Source organism: uncultured Duncaniella sp. (assembly GCF_910578445.1).
Taxonomy (GTDB): Bacteria; Bacteroidota; Bacteroidia; order Bacteroidales; family Muribaculaceae; genus Duncaniella.
In genome coordinates this window covers 1-25622 of sequence record NZ_CAJTQC010000008.1, presented here as the reverse complement: position 1 = coordinate 25622, position 25622 = coordinate 1, and the positions used below count along the sequence as shown (strand labels likewise).

General features: G+C 47.7%; 20 protein-coding genes. 7 read left to right on the top strand and 13 right to left on the bottom strand.

Features of this window, described 5'->3' with window-relative positions:
- Positions 1–9: 9 nt before the first annotated feature.
- The 8 genes from QZ311_RS05150 to QZ311_RS05115 form a co-directional block, all read right to left on the bottom strand.
- Positions 10–1533: a DUF4301 family protein gene (locus QZ311_RS05150; protein WP_297064935.1), complete on the bottom strand. Its 1524-nt coding sequence runs from the start codon at positions 1531–1533 to the stop codon at positions 10–12.
- A gap of 200 nt (positions 1534–1733) precedes the next feature.
- On the bottom strand, positions 1734–3332 hold the full coding sequence (locus QZ311_RS05145) for an MBOAT family O-acyltransferase (RefSeq protein WP_297064932.1): 1599 nt from the start codon (positions 3330–3332) through the stop codon (positions 1734–1736).
- 61 nt (positions 3333–3393) lie between these two features.
- Positions 3394–4743, bottom strand: a complete 1350-nt coding sequence (locus QZ311_RS05140) for a GDSL-type esterase/lipase family protein (RefSeq protein ID WP_297064927.1) — start codon at positions 4741–4743, stop codon at positions 3394–3396.
- Positions 4740–6113, bottom strand: coding sequence for a hypothetical protein (locus QZ311_RS05135; RefSeq protein ID WP_297064925.1), 1374 nt, complete (start codon positions 6111–6113; stop codon positions 4740–4742). The genes QZ311_RS05140 and QZ311_RS05135 overlap by 4 nt, the downstream gene beginning before the upstream one ends.
- Before the next feature lie 54 nt (positions 6114–6167).
- Positions 6168–7343, bottom strand: a complete 1176-nt coding sequence (locus QZ311_RS05130) for a chorismate-binding protein (protein WP_297064922.1) — start codon at positions 7341–7343, stop codon at positions 6168–6170.
- Between the two features lie 5 nt (positions 7344–7348).
- Positions 7349–8680 (bottom strand): 30S ribosomal protein S12 methylthiotransferase RimO, encoded by a 1332-nt coding sequence (gene rimO, locus QZ311_RS05125; protein WP_297064919.1) that lies wholly within the window; start codon positions 8678–8680, stop codon positions 7349–7351.
- Positions 8681–8686: 6 nt separating this feature from the next.
- A complete protein-coding gene (ftsY, locus tag QZ311_RS05120; protein WP_297064916.1) occupies positions 8687–9646 on the bottom strand; it encodes a signal recognition particle-docking protein FtsY in 960 nt (319 codons plus the stop codon).
- Positions 9647–9774: 128 nt separating this feature from the next.
- A complete protein-coding gene (locus QZ311_RS05115) occupies positions 9775–12330 on the bottom strand; it encodes a DUF5686 and carboxypeptidase-like regulatory domain-containing protein (protein WP_297064914.1) in 2556 nt (851 codons plus the stop codon).
- Positions 12331–12459: 129 nt separating this feature from the next.
- On the opposite strand from QZ311_RS05115, the gene QZ311_RS05110 reads away from it, so the two are divergent.
- Together QZ311_RS05110 and QZ311_RS05105 are read left to right on the top strand one after the other, a co-directional pair.
- On the top strand, positions 12460–12927 hold the full coding sequence (locus QZ311_RS05110; RefSeq protein WP_297064911.1) for a CYTH domain-containing protein: 468 nt from the start codon (positions 12460–12462) through the stop codon (positions 12925–12927).
- A 15-nt stretch (positions 12928–12942) separates the two neighbouring features.
- Entirely contained in the window at positions 12943–13239 is a 297-nt protein-coding gene (locus tag QZ311_RS05105; protein WP_297064908.1) for a nitrous oxide-stimulated promoter family protein, read from the top strand.
- A gap of 24 nt (positions 13240–13263) precedes the next feature.
- Here QZ311_RS05105 and QZ311_RS05100 read toward each other — a convergent pair whose 3' ends face one another.
- From QZ311_RS05100 to QZ311_RS05090, 3 genes are read right to left on the bottom strand one after another with little or no spacing between them, the layout of a single operon-like run.
- Entirely contained in the window at positions 13264–14547 is a 1284-nt protein-coding gene (locus QZ311_RS05100; RefSeq protein WP_297064905.1) for a folylpolyglutamate synthase/dihydrofolate synthase family protein, read from the bottom strand.
- A gap of 40 nt (positions 14548–14587) precedes the next feature.
- Complete coding sequence (locus QZ311_RS05095; RefSeq protein WP_297064903.1) at positions 14588–15157, bottom strand: chromate transporter; 570 nt, start codon at positions 15155–15157, stop codon at positions 14588–14590.
- A complete protein-coding gene (locus tag QZ311_RS05090; protein WP_297064900.1) occupies positions 15154–15756 on the bottom strand; it encodes a chromate transporter in 603 nt (200 codons plus the stop codon). Before QZ311_RS05090 ends, QZ311_RS05095 begins: the two co-directional genes overlap by 4 nt.
- Before the next feature lie 340 nt (positions 15757–16096).
- Here QZ311_RS05090 and frc point away from each other — a divergent pair, with 340 nt between their 5' ends.
- The 4 genes from frc to nifJ all read left to right on the top strand — a co-directional run bounded on the left by frc (position 16097) and on the right by nifJ (position 24142).
- Entirely contained in the window at positions 16097–17395 is a 1299-nt protein-coding gene (gene frc, locus QZ311_RS05085) for a formyl-CoA transferase (protein WP_297064897.1), read from the top strand.
- Positions 17396–17582: 187 nt separating this feature from the next.
- Positions 17583–19331 carry an oxalyl-CoA decarboxylase gene (gene oxc / locus QZ311_RS05080; protein ID WP_297064895.1) on the top strand — a complete coding sequence of 583 codons (1749 nt, stop codon included), beginning with the start codon at positions 17583–17585 and terminating at the stop codon, positions 19329–19331.
- Positions 19332–19443: 112 nt separating this feature from the next.
- The gene (locus QZ311_RS05075) at positions 19444–20415 is read left to right on the top strand and encodes an AEC family transporter (protein ID WP_297064892.1); all 972 of its coding nucleotides are present in this window, start codon (positions 19444–19446) and stop codon (positions 20413–20415) included.
- A 109-nt stretch (positions 20416–20524) separates the two neighbouring features.
- Entirely contained in the window at positions 20525–24142 is a 3618-nt protein-coding gene (gene nifJ, locus QZ311_RS05070; protein WP_297064890.1) for a pyruvate:ferredoxin (flavodoxin) oxidoreductase, read from the top strand.
- A gap of 153 nt (positions 24143–24295) precedes the next feature.
- Here nifJ and QZ311_RS05065 read toward each other — a convergent pair whose 3' ends face one another.
- Together QZ311_RS05065 and QZ311_RS05060 are read right to left on the bottom strand one after the other, a co-directional pair.
- Positions 24296–24577, bottom strand: coding sequence for a transcriptional regulator (locus QZ311_RS05065; RefSeq protein ID WP_297064887.1), 282 nt, complete (start codon positions 24575–24577; stop codon positions 24296–24298).
- Positions 24574–25203 (bottom strand): hypothetical protein, encoded by a 630-nt coding sequence (locus tag QZ311_RS05060; protein WP_297064884.1) that lies wholly within the window; start codon positions 25201–25203, stop codon positions 24574–24576. The genes QZ311_RS05065 and QZ311_RS05060 overlap by 4 nt, the downstream gene beginning before the upstream one ends.
- Positions 25204–25323: 120 nt before the next feature.
- On the opposite strand from QZ311_RS05060, the gene QZ311_RS05055 reads away from it, so the two are divergent.
- Positions 25324–25622, top strand: a 299-nt coding sequence (locus QZ311_RS05055) for a DUF4372 domain-containing protein (RefSeq protein ID WP_297064881.1), incomplete at its 3' end; no start/stop codon positions are given.

The following is a 25622-nucleotide window of genomic DNA, read 5'->3' as shown; positions in this document are numbered from 1 at the left end:
AGCTCCGTTTTACTGCTGGTGTGCGGGACGAAGAAGATCGTTGACTGTCTTGACAGGATTAAAGGTCGAAATCGGCACTTCAACAAATACGGTATTCCAGTCGCTCATCGCTCCGTTCCAAAGCCCGGGAAGCTCCATAGCCCGAAGTTCCTTTCCATGACTTGACTTCGACGAGATGAAACCGGTCGCAGGATCGACATATTCGGGCAGATTGAACTTCTTTCCATGTATGTCCTTTATATAGCATACGAGATCGACCGGATTGAAATGAGTGGCAGATGCCATCATCTTCTGATATTCTTCATTGTTGGGATCAACCTGATTGCTCTCAAGAATCTGCGGAGAAGTAGATCCGTCAGTATTGTAGGCAATGAACGGGCCGCCGCCGGGCTCACCTTCATTCTTCACCATGCCACATACACGCAAAGGCCTGTCAAGCTTCTCGCGGATATAGGCTACGACGCTGTCGTCGTCCATGCTTTCAAGCTTGGCGTCACGCACGTTCAACACGTTGTTGAGATAGTCGAGCATGCGCTTGATATCCTCCTTGGTATAAATCTTTTCATCAATGGCAAGAAGGTCTTCTTCAATCTGGTCATGAACCTGAAGCAGAAGTCCGCCGAGCACCTCCTTAAAGCGAATTGTATCTCCGCGCTTTGAATCAGGCACTACATTGTCAATATTCTTGATGAAAACCACAGCCGACTCCATATCGTTGAGATTCTGAATCAACGCGCCATGACCTCCGGGACGGAAAAGCAACTGGCCATTCTCCATGAAAGGAGTATTGTCGGGGTTCACAGCAATTGTGTCAGTCGACGGCTTCTGCTCGCTCATTGTCACATTGAATTTCACACCGGTACGTTCCTCAGTCGCAGGAATCACTTCGGCAAGTTTCTCTTCAAATAGTTTGCGATGATTTGCAGAAACCGTGAAATGAAGGTTGACAATACCCTTTGAGTTGGCAGCGGTCTGTGCTCCTTCGGTCAGATGCTCCTCAATCGGGGTGCGAGAACCTTCAGGATAGGTATGGAATTTCAACAAACCTTTTGGAAGGCCTCCGTAGTTCATGCCCTCGGGGTTTACTATGGCAGCAATGATGTCCCGGTTACGGCCTTCAGCAAGGAGCTCATCAAGAGATTTATTATAAAGTCGGCTCACTGTCTCACGAAGTTCCGGCAAGAACGGAAGCTTATCAATATCGGCAATCAGTTTTGCAACCGGACTGCCTTCTTTAAGCTCATCAGTTCCACCGTCGACATATTCAAACAACGCTTTAAACATTCGGGAAGCCGCACCGGATGCAGGGACAAACTTGCAGACTTCTCCTCCATGTTCGAGGTATTCACTCCAACGCTCGAGAGCTGCATCGATTTCTTCGTCATCAAGACGGAATATGCCTGCTCCCACTCGGGCGGCATCATTGATTTTAAGGTAAGGGAATCCTGTCACGAAGCGCTGAAGCTGTGATTCGACTTCGGCTTCGCTTATTCCTTTGTTTTTCAGGAGTTCAAGATCTTCGGGTCTTAGCATGGTAATTGCATTTTTAAGTGTTTAAATTATTTCAACCCAAAGTTAACGATTTTTTTTAAAGTACGTTCAAAAAAAATCACTAAAATACCACTCCTCCCCTAAAACATTATTTCCGGCACTTGCCGCCACACATACAGGACAGGGGCATTACAACCATAAATATCACAATACGGCGACAAGCCTCTCTCCTCATCAAAGTATCAATATTGCAGGTATATGAATGGGACAATATCGCTCTGACGTACCTGAATCACAACGAGAATCACTATGGCAAGAATTACAGCCTGAACAATGACAGGTGCATTCTCGAACAGCACTCTCGGCCTATTGGTCAACCGGGATGGTGTGATGTGAATCAGGTAAGCTCCGGCTATCAGTAAGACAATGTTGAGATAGCCTGCCACAAACTGGGGAGCCACCGACAGATGGAAATCAAACAGAATCTGATGCCACATCATACCGACATCTTCGAGCGAAGGGGCACGGAAAAACATGAAAGTCACCGAAATAATCACAAAAGTAAGAATCATGTTGAATCCCTTGATCCAAGGAGAAGATGACAAGCCGGAATCCACAACGACTACTTCACCGGCCTCAGTGACCACTGTGCGTGAGACTGTCAACGGAAAAACCCTGCGTAAGAATTTATGGATAACCAAGAGACCTCCATGAAGCGCTCCCCAAATCACATACATCCATGAAGCACCATGCCACAAGCCTCCTATCACCATTGTCGCAAACTGATTGAAATACATGCGCGAACGCGAACACCGGTTTCCTCCCAATGGGATATAAAGGTAATCGCGCAGCCATGTTGAAAGCGATATATGCCAGCGATGCCAGAACTCCGTAGGGTTCTGGGCTTTAAACGGAGCATTGAAATTTTCGAGGAAGCGATAGCCTATCAACAGTGCAATGCCGATCGCCATATCACTGTAGCCGGAGAAATCACAATAAAGCTGGACGGTAAAGCCCAAAGTGGCCATCATGTTTTCAAATCCGCTGTAGAGAGCCGGATTATCAAACACGCGGTCGACGAAATTTCCACTGATAAAATCGGCAATCACAACCTTTTTCACAAGGCCGGTCATGATAAGATAGACACCCTCCGACGTCATCGCCCGTGTCACAATCGGATTGCCTTTAATCTGCGGAAGAAAGTCCTTAGCCCTCACAACCGGGCCTGCAAGCAAAGGCGGGAAAAATGTGAGAAAAAACACATAGTCGAAAAGACTATGGCATGCACTTAGCTGGCCACGGTAAAGGTCGACGATGTAGCTTATGGAGCGGAAAGTGAAAAACGAGATACCGGCCGGCAGCAGGAGTGACTCAAAACCGCCATTGATTGTAAAGAAATTAGAAAGCGTGTCGAGAATGAGATGGAAATATTTAAAATAAGCAAGCATTCCGACATTGACCACGACATTTACACCTACAATCAGTTTTTTAGCCGAAAGGAAGCCGCGCTTATCAGCCTGTTCCATGAGCAGACCAAGCACATAGTCACTGACGCACACACCCAGAAGAATCAGACAACAGATTCCCGATGACTTATAATAGAAATATATCGAAAAAAGAATGACCAATGCCATCTTCAAAACACGGACTCCCTTCACAATCCAAAACAAAATCATGAAGGCCACGAAGAGAAGCATAAATAGTCCCGTGTTGAACATCAAAGGCTGATGCGGGTCATACCGCAACACGTCCACCAGTCTATCAATGTCGATATTTACAGCTTCAAGCATTGTTGTGGCTTTGGCCGCAAGCCCGAAAAAGAATTCAGCTAATGCTTCCAATTTCCAAGAGGGTGTTAAAGTTTTTAATATAAATTAAACGATGAATCTCGATCCGTCACTTTCAATTCTGGCTTCTGAGAGCATCCATGATTGCATCATAAATCAGACGTCCCTCAAGGTTATAGCCCTTATGGGTATGATGCACTCTGTCCTTGGCAAACAAATCGGAGTTAATCCATGAAGTACTTGCGCCGCTACCACCAGCAACATCATACCAGTCATAGACAGCCACCCCATTAGCCTTTCCATAGTCAAGTATGGCCTTTCTGAGAGGGGCAATGTTCATGTTGACCGCATATGTTTTGTTGGTGCGTGTCACCGTGCGATAACCTTTTCGCCCTTTTCTCCTGACACGTACCTTCTTTTTTGTGACCACACTGCGGTGGCATTCCATCGGGGTGGTCAACAAAATCAACGCATCAGGATTAGCCTGACGCACATTGCTGACAAGTAAATCTATCGAACGTTTGAAACGGGCAATATCCTGACGGCCGAATGCCTCATTTGTACCCAAAGAAATGATGACAAGATTTGGATGCAGCGGATTTATCCCCAATCCGACAGACCCGATTCGGTTATAAGAATCGAACGTAGCACCATTATTTCCGATAGAGTGATAGAACACCCCCGGACGTTCGCCGGAGAGAGACGCCCCATAGAGCGTAAGGTCACCGGCTGATGCAAATTTAACATTAATTTTAGTCGCAAGCGACGACAAAACAATCTGAGTATAGTCACGCGATGGAATAGCCCTGAAATCCAGCTTATTGCCATCGGCATCCGTCACTTCCTTGATGGATAGTTTTCCATTATGGAAAATGGTCGTCGATGAAAACGGATTATAATCGTCAGTATCCTTTGTCCCGATTGTAAGTTCACTTGTAGAACTTGCAGGACGGATGGAAGTTCCTGTAAAGCCTACGGTCTGCATCCATGATGTGTTCATCAATTTCACAGTCTTCCATGAATTGCTGCTTTGAAACACATAATCGGTAGGCTGATTTGTCCCACATATTTTCAACGGCGAAACAAGCCCACGACCTGCATTTCCGAAATCATATTGCAGAAGTTCCCTGATTGTCGACGTGTTAATGTCGGCCTGCACATGGCTGTCGCCGATATGCACAATCGACACCGGAGACTCATTGCTCAGTTCAAATGCTTTGCGAAGTCCGGTCCAGTCCGCACCATTATATATAATGTGGTTGGCATTACGTTTGATGAATGACGGAATTGGAATATCAATGTCATTAGCCTCGTCGGGAATAACGACCATATCTTCCCGCATTTCTTTTTGAATGTCTTCAGCGGCCTCATCACCGCTGTTATCAGGCAGCGGAGTCTGTGCATAAACAAACGCAGGTAAAACCAGTGATGTAAAAGCAGATATTATTTTATTATACGAAGTCATTTCAAATCTGATTGTATAGCATTAAAAAGTTCTCGGGCCAGACGTGCACCACCCTTATGTGTCAGGTGGATGTAGTCTTTATTAATAAATCCTGTCCCGCTCCACTCGACCACTGCATTTTCACCACCCATTGCCTCTCTGGTGTCCCAGAAGAGACAGTGTGCGCGACGTGCGGCATCGCGCTGTGCGCTGATCATAGCCGAAGCTGTCGACATTGATTTCACCTGCGACCCGACTTTCTCTCCTCTGTCACCTACACCCATAAGCAGGATATCAGCATCAGGATAACACAGCCTGACATGATTTATCACATCGACCATGCGAGAGCAATATATGCTGTAGTCCTTCTGCTTGGCACTCATTGCATTTATCCCGAATTCAAGGATGATAAGGTCATAGTCAATATATTCAGCCATTTCTCTTGAAAGGTCCGGGTTGACCTTTGTGAGCGTTATACCTGAAAATCCTCTTGATGACATACAGTCGACGCTCACTCCGGTCGAGCCGTCAAGCCAGACTCCAAAACCGATCAGAGAGGTGGCGGAAGTCTTTATGCCGAACTTGGAGACAGGACCGCCCACTTCCAGACATTGAACGGACGGCGAACCTGATATATTGCGTTCCTCCCATTCAGAATCATCAGTTTTAACACTGATTGTCACATCATCGGGAGATATAAACAGAAATCTGGAACGAGACCACGATTTGGTTTGCGGAAAAGCAGAAGTTCCTTCATAGAGCGACTTTGCCGTTCCGGTAGGAGTCGAATACTGTTCGGCGATGTCAATATATTCTCTGTCGATCTTCTTGTTTGCGGTGAAAGTTTTCCAGCCATCGCCACTTTGCTTTACAGACCGCCGGAAACCGGGGAAGTTTGTGTGCATATTTACATATCCTACCCCCTCGCCTCCATATGCTTCCTGAAGAAGCGCTCTGAGATCCTGAGTGAAAATATCACCTTCGATATAGCTGTCGCCAACAACGGCGACACGCGCAAGACCACCCTCTCCGAGAGCCGCCTTGAAATTGGACATACCTACTCCGAGAGTCGTGTAATCCTCAATCTTGACAAGTTCACCTACTCTTGAGGGTTTCACAGGAGAAATAATCGTATCAATCGGCTCACCTTTATCATGAGAAATGTCGATAGGTTCATTTTCGGTCTGAGCCTGAATAAGAGCCGGGTCAATGTCCTCGGTTGTCTCGTAGGACGGCGCACCTTCCATTATCCCGACCTCTTTCATTATGTCGCTGACGAGACTGAAATCCTTAATACGACCTCCACTCCACTCTGACAGAGGGAGCAGCGACATTATGGCCACTATAGCCACAGCTACAATTATTATAATGACTGGAGATCCTTTTTTCATTGCAATCCTTGATTGGTTGATTGTGCAAAGACTTGTTTATTTGCGGCAGTTGTTTCAGAATGCCATCGGAGCGTCAAGCATTTCTATGCTACCTGAATTCAGCATCATTCCCTCAACAGCCGACGAGCCATCTCGACCCGAGAGAACAGTGGCAAGCACTTCGGTTTTCGCGTTCGTTTCATTCCACTCATCCTCTTCTATCGAATCGGCCACAATTCCACCTCCGGCATAAAGATTACATAGCCATCCCGAAATTTGTCCGTCAAGCACAAAGACGGCAGGGGCCATGAAACAACAGCGAAGGTTTACGTAAGCATGATAATTGCCATTAATCCTGACCCCGACATAACCTCCGTAGCAATTCCTGCGATGAGTCTCGTAGCGGCTGATTTCCTCAAGAGCTTCATCGCGAGGATAGCCTGCAACTGCCGGAGTCGGGCTAAGTTCCTGCATCAGATCGATGACATCAATGTCGCCACGCGCAGTGATTTCCGTGCACAAATGCTTTATATTAAGGAAACGTCTCTCTGACAAATCGTCTATTGCCACGTCAAGGCCTTCTTTTTTCAAAGTCTCAGCGATGAAATCGGTAACGATTGACTGTTCGTAGAGATTCTTTTCATCCCACGGCTCGCTGTCATCGGTAGGCCGAGTGCCGGCGAGAGCCATTGTCCTGACCTCTCGGCTTTCGGCATCACTTTCAAGCAGAAGCTCAGGAGTTGACCCGAACCAGACACCGGTCTCAGGTGTATATGACAAGTAGCGGAACGTCGAATCCGTCAGGCCGAAATAATCAATGACCATATCGATGGGCGACCGTTTTGTGAAGATCGTGCGGTGACGCGACAATACAGTCTTCCCTCCCTCCGCCTTCAGACGCGGGATTATGCGTGAAAACGCTTCATGATAACTTGCCCGAAACGTTGGCGACACACGCGGACGTATCTCAGCAAGAGGCTGCTTGAAATCCTTGGCCTTGCACAGCTGAACCAGCGTCCCGGCATCAAGCGAAAACTTCACTCCGGATGTATAAGCCTCATCATTATCAAAAAAGTTTATGAAGAAACAATCGGTCGAATCATCGACAAATGCCGGCGACATTCCTGTCTCGCCCACAGGCGATGCGTAAAACGCCAGCCGGTCATCACCGGGAAGGGCATAAAGAACAAAAGGGATTCTACGGCTCAAACATGCAGACACCGCCTCCCTTGTCAGTTCGTCAATTTTCATGTCGGTTAATTGAATGTCGTTTCGTTATCAGTAATCGGCTCTGCCATAAGCTCGAACGGAAGTGCAGAAAGAATCCTGACATTGTAGAACTCTCCCTTTTTCAATGGGGCTGTCTTATGGATAAGAACCTCAGGATCGACCTCGGGCGAATCAAATTGGGTACGTCCGACATAGAATTCATCTTCTTCACGATCAATCACGACCTTCATCTCCATTCCAATCTTTGACTCCTGAATCGAGAGCGATATTTCCTCCTGCTCGGCCATCAGACGCGAAAGACGGTCCTGTTTCACTTCGTCAGGAATATCATCGGAAAAAGTCTTCGCACCATAAGTGTCTTCCTCCTCGCAGTAAGCAAAAGCACCCATTCTTTCGAAACGCTGTTCACGGACAAATTCGACAAGTTCCTCGAATTCCTTTTCTCCTTCTCCGGGAAATCCGACCATCAGAGTAGTGCGGATATGTATTCCGGGGACACGACGACGAATCTCGGCCAGCAATTCACGCGTTTCCTTTCCTGTGATATGACGGCGCATATTTTCAAGGACATTGTCGGAAATATGCTGCAAGGCTATGTCAAGATACTTGCATACGTTGCTATGGCGAGCCATAACATCAAGCAGCTCCATCGGAAAATCTTTCGGGTAGGCATAGTGCAGACGTATCCATTCCACTCCATCAACCTTGGCGATTTCATCAACCAGACGGGCTATCTCAACTTGACCGTATAAATCCTTGCCATAGTTAGTCAGGTCCTGAGCGATGACATTGAATTCCTTGACACCTCTGCCCACAAGCATCCTGACTTCATCGACAATTTCCTCGACAGGACGCGACTTATAATGACCTGTTATGAGAGGAATGGCGCAAAACGAGCAGAAACGGTTACACCCTTCCGCAATTTTAAGATAGGCATGATGGCGTGGAGTGGTGATGATACGGTCATATGGCGCACTGCCGGGCGCACGGTTGACAAGATCTGTAACCAGATTGGTCCAGTCGGTCTTCCCATACCAGCGGTCGACCTCCGGGATTTCAGCCGGAAGCTCATCGGCATAACGTTGCGAAAGGCAGCCCATGACATAGAGAGCATCAATCTCTCCTTCATTTTTAGCCTCACACCATGCAAGGATTTCATTTACCGACTCCTCTTTTGCGTCGCCAATGAACCCACAAGTATTAATAACAACTATTTTTTCGCCGTCGCTACCGATAAATTCATCTGAAGCAGCATCGGCAACTTCATAACCGACATCAGCAAGCATTCTCATCAGGCGCTCCGAATCTACAAGATTTTTGGAGCAACCCAAAGTAATGACTGCAATCTTCTTTGACATGCTTTTTTACTTTTCGCCGAAAAGTGATTGAACAAATTCTTTTTTATGGAACACCTGAAGGTCTTCAATGCCTTCACCGAGTCCGATATACTTCACAGGGATCTTGAACTGGTCGCTGATTCCGATTACCACTCCTCCCTTGGCCGTGCCATCGAGTTTTGTGATTGCAAGCTCGTTTACCTGAGTAGCTGCGACAAACTGCTTTGCCTGTTCAAATGCGTTCTGTCCGGTCGATCCGTCAAGGACAAGCAACACCTCGTGGGGTGCTTCAGGGACAAGTTTCTGCATCACGTTTTTGACTTTCGTAAGCTCGTCCATGAGTCCTTTTTTATTATGCAGACGGCCTGCGGTGTCAATAATGACTACATCAGCATTGTTGGCAATCGCACTCTGAAGCGTATCGAAAGCCACCGATGCCGGATCAGCGCCAAGTTTCTGCTTCACGACAGGGACATCAGCCCGTCGGCCCCACTCTTCAAGCTGCTCGATAGCGGCAGCACGGAATGTATCGGCAGCGCCAAGGACAACCTTGTTTCCGGCCTTTTTAAACTGAGCGGCCATCTTGCCGATTGTAGTGGTCTTGCCGACACCGTTCACACCCACCACCATAATCACATGTGGTTTATGCGAGGCCGGTACTGTAAAATCATCCATCGAGGAAGCTTCACTCTTCTCGGCAAGCATATCGGCAATCTCTTCACAGAGCAGGCGGTTGAGTTCCGACGAACCGACATATTTGTCTCTTGCCACACGTTTCTGTATACGGTCGATTATACGCAGAGTAGTGTCGACACCGACATCCGAAGTGACAAAAACTTCTTCAAGATTGTCAAGCACCTCGTCGTCTATAGTCGATTTTCCGGCTATAGCGTGTGAAAGACGGTCGAGCAGTCCACGTTGTGTTTTTTCAAGACCCTTGTCAAGAGTCTCTTTCTTTTCGCGCGAGAAGAAATTGAAGAATCCCATATTTGTAACGTTTTTAGAACTGCAAAATTACTCAAATTTTCGCTATTATCCAAACAGCATTACAGAGCTTGCACAATAAAAGGCTTAAAATAGGCTGCGATTCCCACAGGATGGACAACAATGATTTTTCAAAATGAAAAATGGAATGTGAAACGCACGCCGCTCTTACATGCCCCGGGATTGTCGCGATAGGTAAGACGCCATGTGTAATCCACACGCAGAATGCGGAATATATTGTCAAGTCCCGCTCCTATTTCCATATACGGACGATTTGTCATCTCCTGAGTCTCGGCGATAGCCGGAAATGCGTAAAGGTCCGGATTAAGACGCGGATTGTTGCGGTCACTCAGATGTCCCCAGACACCCTTGAATGTGACAGCTTCACGAAGCTTAAGCTTTTTGAGCAACGGAATGTTGTTAAGAATAGCCCCGTTGGCCCAATATGTAATGTCCCACTGCGCATATGAATCGTTGATAAATTCCATCGGATTCAAGCAGGAAAAAAGGTCGGACTGTATGATGTATGAAAGATTAGCTCCGGGTATCAGCAGATTCGGGTAAGGAGAGCGCGACCACACATGACCACCCTTTATCCCGACATCGACACATCCGAATGCCGACAGCCAGAATCGCTTGCTGACAGAGGCTTCAGTGACATTTAATGCAAACGGATTGCCCATGAATCCTTTAGGCGCGAAAGTGTGGGAAAGAGTAAAGACCGGCGCATCAAGATTAATAGGCATACGGCCAGTCTTCATCTGATAGAACTTCTCGCCGGGGGCATAACGCAGAAGAAGACGGAATGAATTCATGGTATAGTGAGCGAAGTTTTCACCATAGCCATTGACAAATGTCATGAAACGAGTGGAGTACTGACGTTCCTGCTGGATGCGCGCCTCTAACGAAAAATGATTTTCAGTCTCAAGTATATATTCCAGTTTGCTCACACGATGATAGGTCTCCTGCCGGTCAGGCATGCGACGGAACGAGAGAAACACGTTGTCGACATTGTGCATCATTGACAACTGGCCTAAGCGGTCAATGTCATACAGCTGCGTCGCACGGATAGAATGCACCGGAAATTCGCGCGAATGATATTCCTTGTCACGGAATGAATATTCAAGCTCAGCGCTGTATTTCCATTTATGGTCCTTAAAACCGCGGGCTATGTAACCGCGTCCGAACCAACGGGGTGAAAGGTTGGCCGTTGTAATGCCTCCGAGTTTTAGACGAAGCCCCTCGACAGCATTATATGAGAACATTGTTGTCATCGGGCCGAGATCAAAATATGATGGCCTACCGGTCGGAACATAACCTGAAGTAACGAGACGAACCGTCTTTTCACCCCAATAGAACAACGGGACAGAGCGCAGACGTGTCATCATCTGTTCTATCGAATTCGCCCCACGCCCTATCTCGGCTTTTCGATTCTCGGTCCAGAACTCTGTGTCCTGATACCTCGCCCCGGGAGCATAAATCTGGTCAGCACCACGGTCAAACAACGACTGATCGGCAGCCGGATCAAAGTTGTGGCCGTCATAGACGGTGTAACGATGGCCGTAAAGTCCCGGCGTGCCGGGCAAGATACGTGCTTCAAGCATCATGTCGTCCTTCACCTTCAAGCGTGAGCCGTCAGATGCCTTTACATAGTCCTGCTTTATGACAAGTCCTTCGATGAAATTAAGGTTAATGTCGTGTGGGGCACGCAATATTATCCGTTTGATAAACATGGTTGTGTCTCCCACCGGAACATAGAAGCGGCCTGTGAATCCAAGGCTGCTCGGATTGCGCGGGACAAATGTCAGCTCGACACACCGTGTCGTGTCGACCATCACCGTATCTGTCAGATAAAACTTATAGAAATCAGGCGCTATCCGTGAAAGAGGAGAGACAAAGCGCACCTGCAATATTGTTATATCATTATCATAGACATCAACCTCACGCATGACGTCTTCATAAAAAGTCTGGACGCTCTGCTTGTCGAGCACATCGTCAAAACCTGACGAACGCAGACCGCTGACATATTCTTTCTGCGACTCAGGCGATTTGCGGAAATGCACCGAAGAAAGCTTCTCGCGTAAAGCGACGTTAAGTATCGGCTTGCCGGAAATTTCAGAAGTATCAACATATTCCTTTAGAAATGCGAAACTCCCCCCTATACCCTTTTTTCCGGAGTCCTGCGGATGATAGTCGTTTATAGCAAGAGTTATGCGTTCATACTTATCGTAGTTGTAATTGTCGTTACGGCATGGATCATTAAAGTCCTGAGTATGCCGGATTTTCTCCATGAACTCGACAGCAGGGTTATTTTTCTTGGAATAATGTTCGCGTTTAGGCCTTGCAATCACTTCACCAAGCATCACGCCTGTCGGATGCAGGTCTATATCCAAATTTATTGAACCTGATTTTGATTTAACGGCGACAGTCTTGTCGCCATAACCTATCGCCGAAGCAAAAATACTGTCAAAACTAAGCGATGTGGAAATCGTATAACGGCCTGCGTCATCAGTCAGTACACCTCGTTCAGTTCCTTTCAGCATCACAGTGGCAAACGGGACCGGCTCTCGTGAAATGGAATCACGCACCACACCGGTCACTGTCACATTGACAGCGGCGACACTAAATGAGGATAGAATGTAGACTAAAATTATGATGATGCGCAAACGCGGGCGCAAATTGACCATGTGGAATCGTTGCAAATCGTGACAATCTTCTTTAACTTTGCAAAAGTAGATATAATCGACAATACTAACACCATTGTCGCCATCCATTTTCACTATTTTAACACTCAAAAGACTAAAAAACGTTTCTGAATGGCAAAAGAAATCGAACGTAAGTTCCTCGTAACCAACACATCTTTCATATCCATAGCCGAATCATCGACAAACATCCGGCAGGCATACATCTCGACAAATCCTGATTCGACAGTGCGCCTGCGCATCAAAGACTCACATGCCTATATGACTGTCAAAGGGCGCAACAAAGGGGCTGTGCGCGACGAATGGGAATTTTCAATACCATGCTCCGATGCCGTTGACATGGCGCAGAGCCTCTGTGGAGGATTTTCAATCGACAAGACTCGCTATATCGTCGACCACATGGGGTGGAAATGGGAAATAGATGTTTTCCACGGGCGACACGAAGGATTGATCGTAGCAGAAATCGAGATGCCATCGGCTGACTGCCAACCACCTCTGCCTGAATTTATTGGCAAGGAAGTCACCGGCGATGCGAGATACTACAACTCAATTCTGTCGCTGAATCCCGGAATCCCGGCATAACACATCACGAATACAATGGCAAAATCTTCACGTATTGAAAAAGAAAAACGCATCATCGAAATGATGATACGTCTTTATTGCCACCGTCATCATGACAGAAATGGGACATTATGCGATGATTGCAAAGAGCTGCTCGATTACGCACAGACACGGCTATCACGATGTCCCTTCGGAGACCGGAAAAGTTCCTGCCGACATTGCCGGATTCACTGTTACTCTCCGGCAATGCGCCACAAGATTCGCGTTGTCATGCGCTATTCCGGACCAAGGATGCTGTTTTTTACTCCTATCGAGTTCCTCAAACACCTGTAGCGACTCAACGGCGGGAATCAACAATCAGATTTCAAGTCTGATGTCCGCGACAAGAAAATTACTACCGGCCACGAGTATGAGATCATCCTCACCGGCCGATTGCGTGGCCAACGACAAAGCGTCGTTGACATCAGGGACAACCATCCCTGACAGACCGAATTCCGCAGCCTTTTCCGCAAGCTCACCGGCATTAAGCCCACGCGGGACTGAAGGAGCTGAAAAATAAATCATCTTATCGGCATCTATGTCCGAAATCTTCTGTAGAATCGCAGAGATGTCCTTGTCATTCACAAATCCGACAATCAGATGCAGCTTTCCGCTTTCGCGAGACGAAAGCTGATGGACAATATATTCCCATCCGCCAATGTTGTGACCTGTATCACATACAGTGAGAGGCGATTTGCATATCGTCATCCAGCGTCCAATCAAACCGGTGTCACCACAGACATTTGCAAACCCCTCCCTTACGGCTTCTGACGATATTGCAAAACCGTTTTCTATCAGCCGCTGTATGGCGCAAAGGATAGTAGCCGTATTTTTTATCTGACATTCCCCTGAAAGCTCACCGACAATCTTGCCGAACGGAGTCGACGGATAGACAATTCCACCATTCTCCACTCTAGCCTCGACACTGTCAGCAAAATATATCGGAGCACCGACCTCTTTAGCTTTGCTTATGAACACCGGCTCGCTTTCCGGCGACCGTTCACCTATGACAACAGGCACACCGGGTTTGATTATTCCTGCTTTCTCATAAGCAATCTTTTCAATGGTGTCTCCGAGAAGTCCGGTATGGTCAAGCGATATGTTTGTGATGACGCTAAGGCATGGCGATATGATATTAGTGCTGTCAAGCCGTCCTCCAAGCCCGGTTTCAATCACCGCCACATCGACATTTTCCTTGGCGAAGTATTCAAACGCCATTGTCGAGGTCAATTCAAAAAAACTTGGAGAGAGTTCACCCACCGAAGCAGACCTTTTCCATCGCTCCACGAAGTCAACCACGGCTTCCTGTGAAATCTTACGACCATTCACACGTATGCGTTCACGGAAATCAAAAATATGCGGTGACGTATAAAGTCCGACTTTAAGTCCTGCACGGGCAAGAACAGCAGCCAACGTATGAGCTGTCGAACCTTTGCCATTTGTTCCGGCTATATGTACGGTAGGATATGCTTTATGTGGATTCCCGAAAATATCATCAAGGGCAACCGAAGTAGCCAGCCCCGGTTTATAAGCCGAAGCCCCCTCACGCTGAAACACCGGGAGAGAGTTATATAAAAAATCAATAGCTTCTTGATAAGTCATGGCTTAACAATTAAAATTCGACCAATTATACTCTATATTTTCAATATATTATCCATCCGGCAAAACCGGCAAGACAAATTATAAGGATGGGATGCCATTTCACCCAATAAACAAGGACAAATGCGGCGAGACACAATGCGATGCTCCAAAGCACCTGTGACATTTCCTCTCCAAAATTTGCTGCATTCATCAGCAACAATGCCGCTGAGGCAATAAGACCTACGACAACAGGACGCAAACCTGCAAAAATACCTTTGACAACCACACTGTCTTTATGCCTGCGTATCAGATGACTTGTATAAGCAACCAGAATAAACGACGGCAGCACGACCACAAGCGTACAGATAAGCGAACCAAGTATGCCATAAAGAGGTGAGGCAAAATCGCTGGAATACTCCGCCGGTGCGACATATCCTATATATGTAGCGGAATTGATTCCGATTGGGCCCGGTGTCATTTGTGAAATCGCCACTATATCCGTAAACATCTGCTCTGTTATCCAACCCGGACCAACAATCTCACGCTCGATAAGAGCAAGCATAGCGTAGCCTCCACCAAAACCGAAAAGACCGATTTTCAGATAAGACCATATAAGTTTAATATAAATCATAACTTCTCGTCCTCCTTTCTGATTTCCTTTTCAACTTTCTGAAGTGTTTTCACATGATGTGAAAACCAGAGCCAGCCCAAAAAGCCACCTATTATAATATATAATATGGGATTAGATACCACAGGCCATTTTGAATAAATCAGAAGAGCCACACCCACAGGTATGAGAATAGTCTTCCACCCTATTTTTGCAGCTTTTGCCGATGAAATCACAGGTGCGATAATCAAGGCGACCACGGCGGGTCGCACACCTTTAAATATAGCCGACAGTGTCGGATTATTCTTAATCAGATCAGGTGTCAGGAAAATCGCGATACAGAGAATCATCAGGAACGACGGCAATATACACCCGGCTGCCGCTGCAAGCGAACCTTTCATGCCACGAAGCTTGTCGCCTACGGCTACGGATATATTAACAGCCAATATACCCGGCAAAGACTGTGCCACCGCAAGAAGATCAAGAAACTCGTCGCGCTCTATCCAACGGTGCTTATCGACAATCTCCTTTTCTATGATTGAAATCATGGCCCATCCCCCACCAAAGGTGAATGCACCGATTTTAAAAAACGAAATAAATAATTGCAAACAGATATTATTCATAAATCAAAAATTTAAGCATCTTGTTGCTCCAATAATAATTATACGCTGAAATTCAAGCTAATAAATTTAAATTTAGGGGAAACATGAATAATTTAGAGGCGCAAATTTACAAAAAATTGGTTAAAGAAGATGGAAAATCAACTTTTCACATATCGGTTTGTTATAAGTATAAAGATTTGGGCAAGCAACGGCATAATATAAGAAGTGCCGGTCTAAGTCAAAAACACACATAAAATACACACATAAATATAAAGGAGTGTATGTAGGTCAAACACCAGTAATCCAAGACTACAGCACAAAACATAAATAATCATCAATTCTAATTTTCATACTTATAACTATGAACACCGCACCACTTCAAGGAATCAAGGTGATAGACTTCACCGAAGTACAATCAGGCCCTTCATGTACTCAGATGCTCGCTTGGCTCGGAGCAGATGTAATCAAAATCGAACGTCCGGGCAAGGGCGACGCAACACGTAAAGAGCTACAGTTTGACCCCGATTGTCCAAGCTATTATTTCCTTCAGCTCAACTCTGACAAGAAGTCGCTTACACTTGATGCCAAGACTCCTGACGGAAAAGCAATCCTCACGAAGCTTATTGAATCTGCCGATGTGTTTATCGAAAACCTCCATCCCGGAGCAATGGATAAGCTCGGTTTCAGCTGGGAAGCTGTCCATAAACTCAATCCTAAATGTATCTACGGCACGATAAAAGGATTCCCGGTATCTTCAAAATACAAAGACCTCAAGGCCTATGAACCTATCGCACAGGTGACCGCAGCTGCCGCTTCTACAACAGGATGGTGGCAAGGGCCTGACAATGTGCCTACCCAGTCGGGCGCCGCGCTTGGCGACTCCAACACCGGAATGCACCTTCTTATCGGTATTCTTTCCGCACTCCTACAGCGTGAGAAGACAGGCGAAGGCTGCTTCGTCTATCAGTCGATGCACAACGCATGTCTCAACCTCTGCCGTATCAAGACCCGTGACCAGCTCACACTCGACCGTCTTGGATATCTCACACAGTTCCCGCAATATCCCAATGAGAAATTCGGCGACTTCGTTCCGCGTAGCGGTAATCAGGAAGGCAGCGGTGTTCTTGGCTGGACATACAAATGTAAAGGCTGGGAAACTGATCCTAACGCCTACGTCTATGTGATTCTACAGCGCGATGCCAAGAGTTTCGAACTTGCCTGCAAGGCCCTCGGATTTGAAGACTGGCTTACTAACCCGGATTTCAACACCGCCGACGCACGCGACAAACACAAACAGGAAATCTACAAGAGAATCGAATCGTTCACTATCAACAAGACCAAATTTGAAGTGACCGAACTTCTCTCGAAGGCAGCTGTGCCGGTAGGCCCGGTATTGTCAACCAAAGAAATCATGACTGACGAAAGCCTCTATGACGGCAATACACTCGTCAAAATCAATCAGGGCGGCAAGGTCGGTGAATTCGTGACTGTCGGATGTCCGTTCACCCTTTCAAACTATCAGCCGACATACGGTCCTTGTCCTGAACTCGGAGGAAACACGACCGAAATCCTTAAGGCTTATGGCTATACCGACGAACAGATTGCAGAATTCGCAGCCAACAACACAACTACCCCAAAGCCCGAGCCAACCGGTAAATAAGCATTGACGCTTTCTGAGCCTCACACTCAACGAAATCTAAAATTTATTTCACGATTATAAGCGAGGGGACAATTTCCAATTGTCTGCCAGACAGATTCAATTGAGAATTGTCCCCTCGCTTCTTTTAGAGTTGTAAAGCCCGAGCACAATAAGCAACGTCTATCAATCAACTATCAAATCTATTCTTATGGCAACTAACAACAATAATATCGCACCCCAGCAAGCGTCACCACATTTCCCGGAACAGGTGACCGGAATGTACATTCTGGCAAGGGCGCTCAAAAACGTAGGTATCGAAAATGTCTACGGACTTGTCGGTATTCCTATTACCGAGGCTGCCTACCTCGTTCAAGGACAGGGAATCCGTTTCGTGGGATTCCGCCACGAACAGCAGGCAGGCATGGCAGCCGCCACCGAAGGCTTCCTGACAAAGAAACCCGGAGTGCTTATGACCGTCTCCTCACTCGGCTTCATGAATGGCCTGACAGCTACTGCCAATGCCACCGTCAACTGCTATCCTATGATTCAGATTTCAGGCGCGAGCGATCCGACTATGGTCGACATGAACATGGGCACATACGAACAGCTCGACCAATTCAACACAGCCAAACCCTTGGTGAAAGCGGCATTCCGATGCAGCCATGCCAAGGATATCCCCTCGGCAGTCGCACGCGCGTATCGAGCAGCCGTTTCCGGTCGCCCCGGAGGTGTGTATATCGACATGACAACTCCGGCTCTCGGCGAAATCATGGACCGAGATGAAGCAGAAAAGCTACTCTACCAGCCTGTCGACATCTACTCTCCGGTAGCACCCAACGACACTGCCGTTGAGCGCGCCGTCGAAATCCTCACATCAGCCAAACGTCCCGCAATCCTGCTCGGAAAAGGAGCGGCCTACGCCCAAGTCGATGACAAAATCAAGACAATCATAGAAAAATACAACATTCCTTATTTCCCGATGTCCATGGCAAAAGGTCTTATGCCTGATGCCGGGCCATTGAGCGCGCTGTCATGCCGTTCGACCATAATGGCGAAAGCAGATGTCGTCATGATTATCGGCGCTCGCCTAAACTGGCTGCTCTCGTTCGGCCACGGAGGCAAATGGAATCCCGACATGAAATTCATCCAGCTTGATGTCGAGCCACAGGAAATTGATGTCAATGTCCCCATTGCCGCACCTGTCGTCGGCGATATGGGGCTTGCACTCGATGCCATGCTTGCAAAGATGGAAGGGAAAAAGATGAGTACTGACCCGACATGGATTCAGTCGCTGCAACAAGAGACGAAGGAAAAGGATGCCAAATTCGCAAACCGCCTTACCGAAGCCAAATCGCTGATGCCGATGCACCACTGGACAGCTCTCGGAGTTGTCAAACCCATCATTGAATCCAACCCTGATGTAATCCTCATCAACGAAGGAGCAAACACACTTGACGACACACGCGACGCCATCAATATGTCGCTCCCTCGTCACCGCGTTGACTGCGCTACATGGGCCATCATGGGCATGGGCATGGGTTCAACCGTCGGTGCAGCCGTCGCGACCGGCAAATCTGTGGTAGCTATTGAAGGTGACTCTGCATTCGGGTTCTCAGGAATGGATTTCTCGACAATCTGTCGCTTCAATCTGCCGGTAACGGTCGTGATATTCAACAACGGCGGCATATATAACGGCGTCGGAGTTCCGCTCGACAAGACAACAGACCCGGCTCCAACCACACTCGACATTCACGCCCGTTACGACAAGCTCGGAGCGGCATTCGGCGCTCAGACCTATTATGTCCAGACTCCCGACGAACTCGACAAGGCTCTGCGCGAAAGCATCGCAAGCAAGAAACCATGTCTCATCGACGTGCAACTTGCCGCAGACTCAGGAAAGGAATCAGGCCATATCGGCTATCTGAATCCTGCACCTCTTCAGGATATCACCGTTTAAGGAAATTTCCCGAAATATCGCGACTCACACGGGCGCATCTGACATCTGAAACATAGAAATCAGCCATGCGCCCGTGTCTCTAAAAGTCAAACTCATCATCAATTCATAGTTTATGAAACACATTATCCTTTATGCCATCGTCCCTATCATCGTAGTGATGCTGGCCGGTTACATTTCGGGAAAGAAGGGTATTTTCTCAGGCGAAGATGCAAAAAAATTCAACAAGGTCGTGCTTGACTACGCCCTTCCCGCAGCCCTGTTCGTGTCAATCGTTCAGGCAAGCCGCGAAATGCTCGCCAAAGACATAAAGCTTTCGCTTATTTCGCTTGTCGGAATCATGCTCTGCTTCATGATTGTCTACTTTGTATTCCTGATGTTTAAAAAGAACACCGGCGCTGACGCTGCGATTTCGGCTCTTATCAGTGGTTCGCCGACCATCGGCTTCCTCGGATTTGCAGTACTCGAGCCGATTTTCGGCACGACTCCGTCAGTTGCACTCGTCGTTGCAATCGTAGGTATCGTCGTCAATGCGGTCGGCATTCCTGTGGGACTGTCCCTGCTCAACGCGTCACTTGAAAAACAGAATCCCGGTTCGTCAAAAAACAAAAGCGCATGGGCTCCTGTAATCCATGCACTCGAGCAGCCTGTGGCATGGGCGCCTATCCTCGCTGTTGTCTGGGTTGTCGTCGGTATACCTTGGCCTGAATGGGCAAGTCCTTCGTTTGACCTTATAAAAGGTGCAAACGCATCTATGGCCGTCTTCTCAGCCGGTATCACACTTTCAGCCATCAAAATTTCAATCGACTGGCAGGTTATACTCGGTTCAATCCTGAAGATGGTGATGATGCCGGCGGTCATACTTATCATGGGACTCATTTTCCATATGGATCCGCTCAACCTCAAGATGCTCGTTGTAGCGGCTGCCCTTCCTCCGGCATTCTCGGGAATCATCATCGCCGACGAATACGACACTTACGTAGCCGAAGGCACATCTTCACTGACTCTATCAGTAATCTTATTTATCGGATTCTGTCCGTTGTGGTTGTGGATCACCGATATGTGTGTACACTCCGCAGCGCTCTAATTCAAATCCAAGAATCCTGAATCACAGGGCATAAGGGAATGGCATTCCCTTATGTCCACTATTTATCCTCTCTCAGACCCACACACCACTCTATCAATGAAAAACGGAGATGAAAAAGCAAATTCTTGACGGATGTACCGCAGCCGCACATGTGGCGTTCGCATTAAGCGACGTGGCCACCATCTATCCAATAACTCCAATTGCCTCCATGGGCGAGACCGCCCAGAAATGGGGACTTGCCGGCCGACGCAATCTCATGGGACAAGCGTTGATGGTCAAAGAAATGGAAAGTGAACTCGGTGCGGCGGGAGCTGTCCACGGTGCGGCGGCTGCAGGAGCACTCGCCACGACGTTCACTGCATCACAGGGATTGATGCTCATGATTCCAAACATGTATAAAATCTCCGGTGAGCTGCTTCCCGTGGTGTTCCATGTCGGATGCAGGTCGCTTGCCACGCACGCACTCTCCATATTCGGTGACCATCAGGACGTGATGGCTTGCCGTGCGACAGGTTTTACAATGCTTGCATCAGCTTCGGTGCAGGAAACAATGGACCTTGCGCTCGTAGCACATCTGGCGGCAATCGAAGGTTCACTTCCTGTACTACATTTCTTTGACGGATGGCGAACATCGTCTGAAATGGACACTATTGATGTCATTGACTATGAGGACATGCGTCCGCTTGTAAACTGGGACAAGGTAAACGAGTTCCGGCGTAAGGCCATGAATCCTGACCATCCGGATCAAAGAGGCTCAGCGCAGAATCCCGATGTGTATTTCCAGAACCGTGAGGCATCCAATAAATTTTACAACGCATTTCCGGCAATAGTCCAAGACTACATGGATAAAGTAGCAGTGTTGACAGGACGTGAATACCATCTCGTCGACTATTACGGAGCAACGGATGCCGACCGTGTGATAGTTGCAATCGGCTCGGCCGCAGATGTGGTCAGCGAGACCGTCGATTATCTTAACCGGGAAAAAGGCTATAAAACCGGTGTCATAAAAATTCGTCTCTACCGTCCTTTTCCGGTCGAGGCTTTTCGCAAGGCCATTCCAGACAGCGTAAAAACAATTGCGGTTCTTGACCGCACAAAAGAGCCCGGAGCTCAACATGAACCTCTGTGTGAGGATGTCATGTCGGCTCTGTGCAATACATCACTTTCATCCGGAATCAGAATCATTGGTGGTCGCTACGGCCTTTCAAGCAAAGAATTTGATCCTTCGATGGTCAAGGCCGTGTTTGATGAAATGGCAAAAGACACTCCAAAGAATCCGTTTACCGTAGGAATCACCGACGATGTCACCCATCTGTCGCTCGACGTGACAGACAATATCGAAACCGACGTGGCCGCACAAACATTCCAGTCCATCCTGTATGCCATCGGAAACGACGGCACGGTAGGCGGTACAAAACAGGTCGCAGAAATCATCGGCAACACTCCGGGACTGTATGCGCAGGCCTATTTCAGTTACTCGGCAAAGAAGTCAGGAGGCTATACCATTTCCCAGCTGCGCATAGGCCGCCAACCTGTCACTTCGGCCTACGGAATAAATGGAGCTGACTATGTAGGATGCCACAAAGCGTCATATGTCAACCGCTTCTCAATGCTAGACAAAATCAAGGACGGAGGCATATTCGTGCTGAACTCTCCTTGGAATCCCCGGCAGATGTGCGAAAAACTTCCGCTCGCGATGCGCAGGACCATTGCCGAAAAGAAACTTAAATTCTATAATATCGATGCCGACCGGATAGCTGCCCTATGCGGGCTGGCTACACGCATAAACATGCCGATGCAGACAGTTTTCCTTTATCTGACAAACATCATACCATTCGAAGAGGCAATCGCTGCGCTAAAAGAGCAGATAAAGAAAACTTACATCCATGAAGGCGGCGATGTCGTAGAGAAAAATCTCAAGGCTGTAGCCATGACCGTCGACGCGCTTCAAGCTGTCAACTACGACGAAATAGCCGAATGGCTGACCGAACCTGAAACCGAAACAAAGCACAAGGAGAGATTTGCATCTTCACAGCTTGAAACGTTTATAAAAAACATCCACACTCCGTGTATCAAAGGTCTCGGAAACCTCATACCTGTCTCGGCACTCGACCCGGCCGGAATACTGCCTATGGGCACGACCGCCTACGAACATCGCAGAATCGCCACACGTGTGCCGGTATGGAATGCCGACAAATGTGTGGAATGTGCAGAATGTTCGCTCGTCTGCCCTCATGCAGCCATACGTCCGTTCATTCTCTCTGCCCAAGAGGCGGCGAAAGCACCGGAGAACTTCACGATGAAGGATGCACACGGGTCTCCGGCTCTGGAAGGATACAAATTTCACATCCAGAACTATCCGGAAGACTGTCTTGGCTGTTCGTCATGCTCCATAATATGTCCGGGACACGCCTTGACGATGACACCGCTTGATGATGTGCTCGACACAGAGATTCCTCTGCTCGAATGGGCCAAGGAGAATATCACACTTAAAGACAATCTTCTTCCACGCACCACCGTCAACGGCTCTCAGCTACAACAGCCATGTCTGGAATTCTCAGGAGCGTGTGCAGGTTGCGGAGAAACTCCCTACGTCAAACTCCTCACACAGCTTTTCGGTGAACGCCTCCTGATTGCAAATGCGACGGGATGCAGCTCAATCTGGGGTGCTAATTTCCCATCTAACGCCTACTGCACCAATCCGCAAGGCAAAGGTCCGGCATGGGGCAACTCTCTATTCGAGGACAACGGCGAATACGGCTACGGAATGCTCGTTGCAGTCGAGCAACGCAGAAGCAGGATAGCCGGATTGGTCAAAGAGCTCATCGACAGTCCTGACACTCTGCCATATCTCAGAGAGCCGCTTGAGGCATGGTACTCCGCCAAAGACGATCCAAAGCTGTCGGCCGCGACAGGCGAACAGTTGAAAGCCATGCTCACTCCTGTCAAAGATGTAAATCCGGCATACGCCCGGCTGCTTGAAGATGCCGATATGTTCGGAAAGAAAAGCGTCTGGTGTATCGGTGGCGACGGATGGGCCTACGATATCGGATTTGCCGGGCTTGACCATGTTCTTGCATCCGGCGAACCGATAAAGATTCTCGTAATGGATACGGAATGTTACTCAAACACAGGCGGACAGACATCTAAGGCTACACCTCGCAGTGCGGTGGCAAAATATTCGCCTGACGGCAAACGCGTGGCAAAAAAGGAACTCGGGCGGATGATGATGACATATGGTTCGGTCTACGTCGCATCCATTTCTCTCGGAGCAAACTACCAACAGGCCATAGATGCTCTTTCAGAGGCCGAACGCTACCCCGGGCCAGCCATCGTAATCGCATATTGCCCATGTCTGACCCACGGAATCCGGCCGGGACTCGGGCACTCTATCGTCGAGCAACGCAGAGCCGTAGAATCAGGCTATTGGCCACTCTACCGCTTCAATCCGGAAGCTTATGCCAAAGGTGAGAAAGCCCTGTCTATCGACCGACCAATACCGGGCACTGACAATAGCGGTTCAAACGGCTCATCCGAGCTGACTGCATCGCCCTCATATCCTAACAGCGAACCGGTCAGAAACGTGGAGGAATATGTGATGAATGAAGACCGTTATGCAGACCTGAACATGACAGATTCACAGGAAGCAGGAATCCTGAGACCCGAACTCCAGAAGGACTGCAACCGCAACCTTGATGCACTAAAATCACTGGCAGAACAAAAATAGTTCCGATTTCCCATATTGATTAACAGCAAAACCTACGGCGCTATATAACAATAGTTTTGACGTTGATTTTGAAGAAGAGGGAGAAGCTTATGCCGTAATGCTTCTCCCTCGTTTTTTTTAGACGATTACCAAGGTAATCCTAATCAATGCCTGTTACAGATTCAGATACTCTTTCAGGGTTTCGACATATTCCTCAAATGCCTTTCGGCCAAAATCGGTAACGCGACACACAGTCCGTGTCTTCTTCCCGATAAACCCCTTCTCTATCGCCACATATCCGGCCGACGAAAGTTCGTCGAGCTGCACACTCAGGTTTCCGGCAGTCGATTCAGTCTTTTCTTTGAGATATACAAAATCAGCCTCCTCCACATTCATCAGAATAGACATGACAGCCAACCGCAGTTGAGAATGCAGCAATGGATTCAGCTCTTTCATTCCGCAGTCTTTTTCAATTTATGTCTGATAATAAACGACGGCACGATAAACATCACAAAGAAACAGAAGATATAGAGCGGAATAACCCATGACATTAGTAACGGTATCCCGCAAAGAGAACTTACCGAAATTATCAAGCCTGCCACAGTCGAAAATATTCCTCCGAATAAATATGACTTCTCTTTCAATACTACACCTGTCGCTGCAGCGGCAAAACCGACAACGATAAACGCGAAATAAAACATAGCCAACCATATATTCGAGTAATCGAACAGATCGTAAATCAGACAAATCGCAATAAGAGCAATCGAGATGTAACCGACTATTCGCCAAATTCCATCTGTCACATATTCAACATATGTCCTGACACGTTTTTTTGCTGATTTGCGTCCCATTAAAAAGCTAAGAGGCAAGCCGATGACAGGAATTGAAAACCAGATAAAATTGTATCTCGAATCATTCGTAACCGAACAAAGAATCCAGACAAGGACTGCTGTAACAATTGACAGTGTAGCCCACATCACAGACACACGAGTGTCGGGGGTGGCAAGGCGCTGTTTTGAATCCTCAATCATTTTCGTGATAATCGCCATACTTTCCTGTGGCGTGATTTTTTTGTCTTCCATTTTTGGGGAGATTTAGAGCAATATTGTCCTAAACGTTTTGGGCAAAAATAAAAATAGGAAGTAGTTACTAAGGCAAAAAATGACTACCTTAGTAGTGAGCGACCAACTCAACTACTTCCTATGGCAAATATAACACTTTTCGCACAAACAATCGCCCAGTTACCCCGTCAAACAATCAGAAAAATAATCCGCGAGGCCCAAACAGACAAGCACAACAAGGGTTATGACACGTGGAGTCAGCTAATCAGCATGGTCTTCTGTCAGTTTTCCAACTGCGACTCCGTGCGGGACATATCCAACGGGCTGAAATCCGCCACAGGCAACCTCAACCATCTCGGTATAAGCCGTGCGCCATCAAAATCGACAGTGGCATATCAGAACGCCCATCGCGACTGTTCGGTATTCCGAGACATCTTCTA

What these genes read in the sequence shown, in the direction of transcription:
- QZ311_RS05150 (WP_297064935.1), bottom strand. Translation starts at nt 1,533, where the DNA reads ATGCTAAGACCCGAAGATCTTGAACTCCTGAAAAACAAAGGAATAAGC.
- QZ311_RS05140 (WP_297064927.1), bottom strand. Translation starts at nt 4,743, where the DNA reads ATGACTTCGTATAATAAAATAATATCTGCTTTTACATCACTGGTTTTA.
- QZ311_RS05135 (WP_297064925.1), bottom strand. Translation starts at nt 6,113, where the DNA reads ATGAAAAAAGGATCTCCAGTCATTATAATAATTGTAGCTGTGGCTATA.
- QZ311_RS05130 (WP_297064922.1), bottom strand. Translation starts at nt 7,343, where the DNA reads ATGAAAATTGACGAACTGACAAGGGAGGCGGTGTCTGCATGTTTGAGC.
- rimO (WP_297064919.1), bottom strand. Translation starts at nt 8,680, where the DNA reads ATGTCAAAGAAGATTGCAGTCATTACTTTGGGTTGCTCCAAAAATCTT.
- ftsY (WP_297064916.1), bottom strand. Translation starts at nt 9,646, where the DNA reads ATGGGATTCTTCAATTTCTTCTCGCGCGAAAAGAAAGAGACTCTTGAC.
- QZ311_RS05115 (WP_297064914.1), bottom strand. Translation starts at nt 12,330, where the DNA reads ATGGTCAATTTGCGCCCGCGTTTGCGCATCATCATAATTTTAGTCTAC.
- QZ311_RS05110 (WP_297064911.1), top strand. Translation starts at nt 12,460, where the DNA reads ATGGCAAAAGAAATCGAACGTAAGTTCCTCGTAACCAACACATCTTTC.
- QZ311_RS05105 (WP_297064908.1), top strand. Translation starts at nt 12,943, where the DNA reads ATGGCAAAATCTTCACGTATTGAAAAAGAAAAACGCATCATCGAAATG.
- QZ311_RS05100 (WP_297064905.1), bottom strand. Translation starts at nt 14,547, where the DNA reads ATGACTTATCAAGAAGCTATTGATTTTTTATATAACTCTCTCCCGGTG.
- QZ311_RS05095 (WP_297064903.1), bottom strand. Translation starts at nt 15,157, where the DNA reads ATGATTTATATTAAACTTATATGGTCTTATCTGAAAATCGGTCTTTTC.
- QZ311_RS05090 (WP_297064900.1), bottom strand. Translation starts at nt 15,756, where the DNA reads ATGAATAATATCTGTTTGCAATTATTTATTTCGTTTTTTAAAATCGGT.
- frc (WP_297064897.1), top strand. Translation starts at nt 16,097, where the DNA reads ATGAACACCGCACCACTTCAAGGAATCAAGGTGATAGACTTCACCGAA.
- oxc (WP_297064895.1), top strand. Translation starts at nt 17,583, where the DNA reads ATGGCAACTAACAACAATAATATCGCACCCCAGCAAGCGTCACCACAT.
- QZ311_RS05075 (WP_297064892.1), top strand. Translation starts at nt 19,444, where the DNA reads ATGAAACACATTATCCTTTATGCCATCGTCCCTATCATCGTAGTGATG.
- nifJ (WP_297064890.1), top strand. Translation starts at nt 20,525, where the DNA reads ATGAAAAAGCAAATTCTTGACGGATGTACCGCAGCCGCACATGTGGCG.
- QZ311_RS05065 (WP_297064887.1), bottom strand. Translation starts at nt 24,577, where the DNA reads ATGAAAGAGCTGAATCCATTGCTGCATTCTCAACTGCGGTTGGCTGTC.
- QZ311_RS05060 (WP_297064884.1), bottom strand. Translation starts at nt 25,203, where the DNA reads ATGGAAGACAAAAAAATCACGCCACAGGAAAGTATGGCGATTATCACG.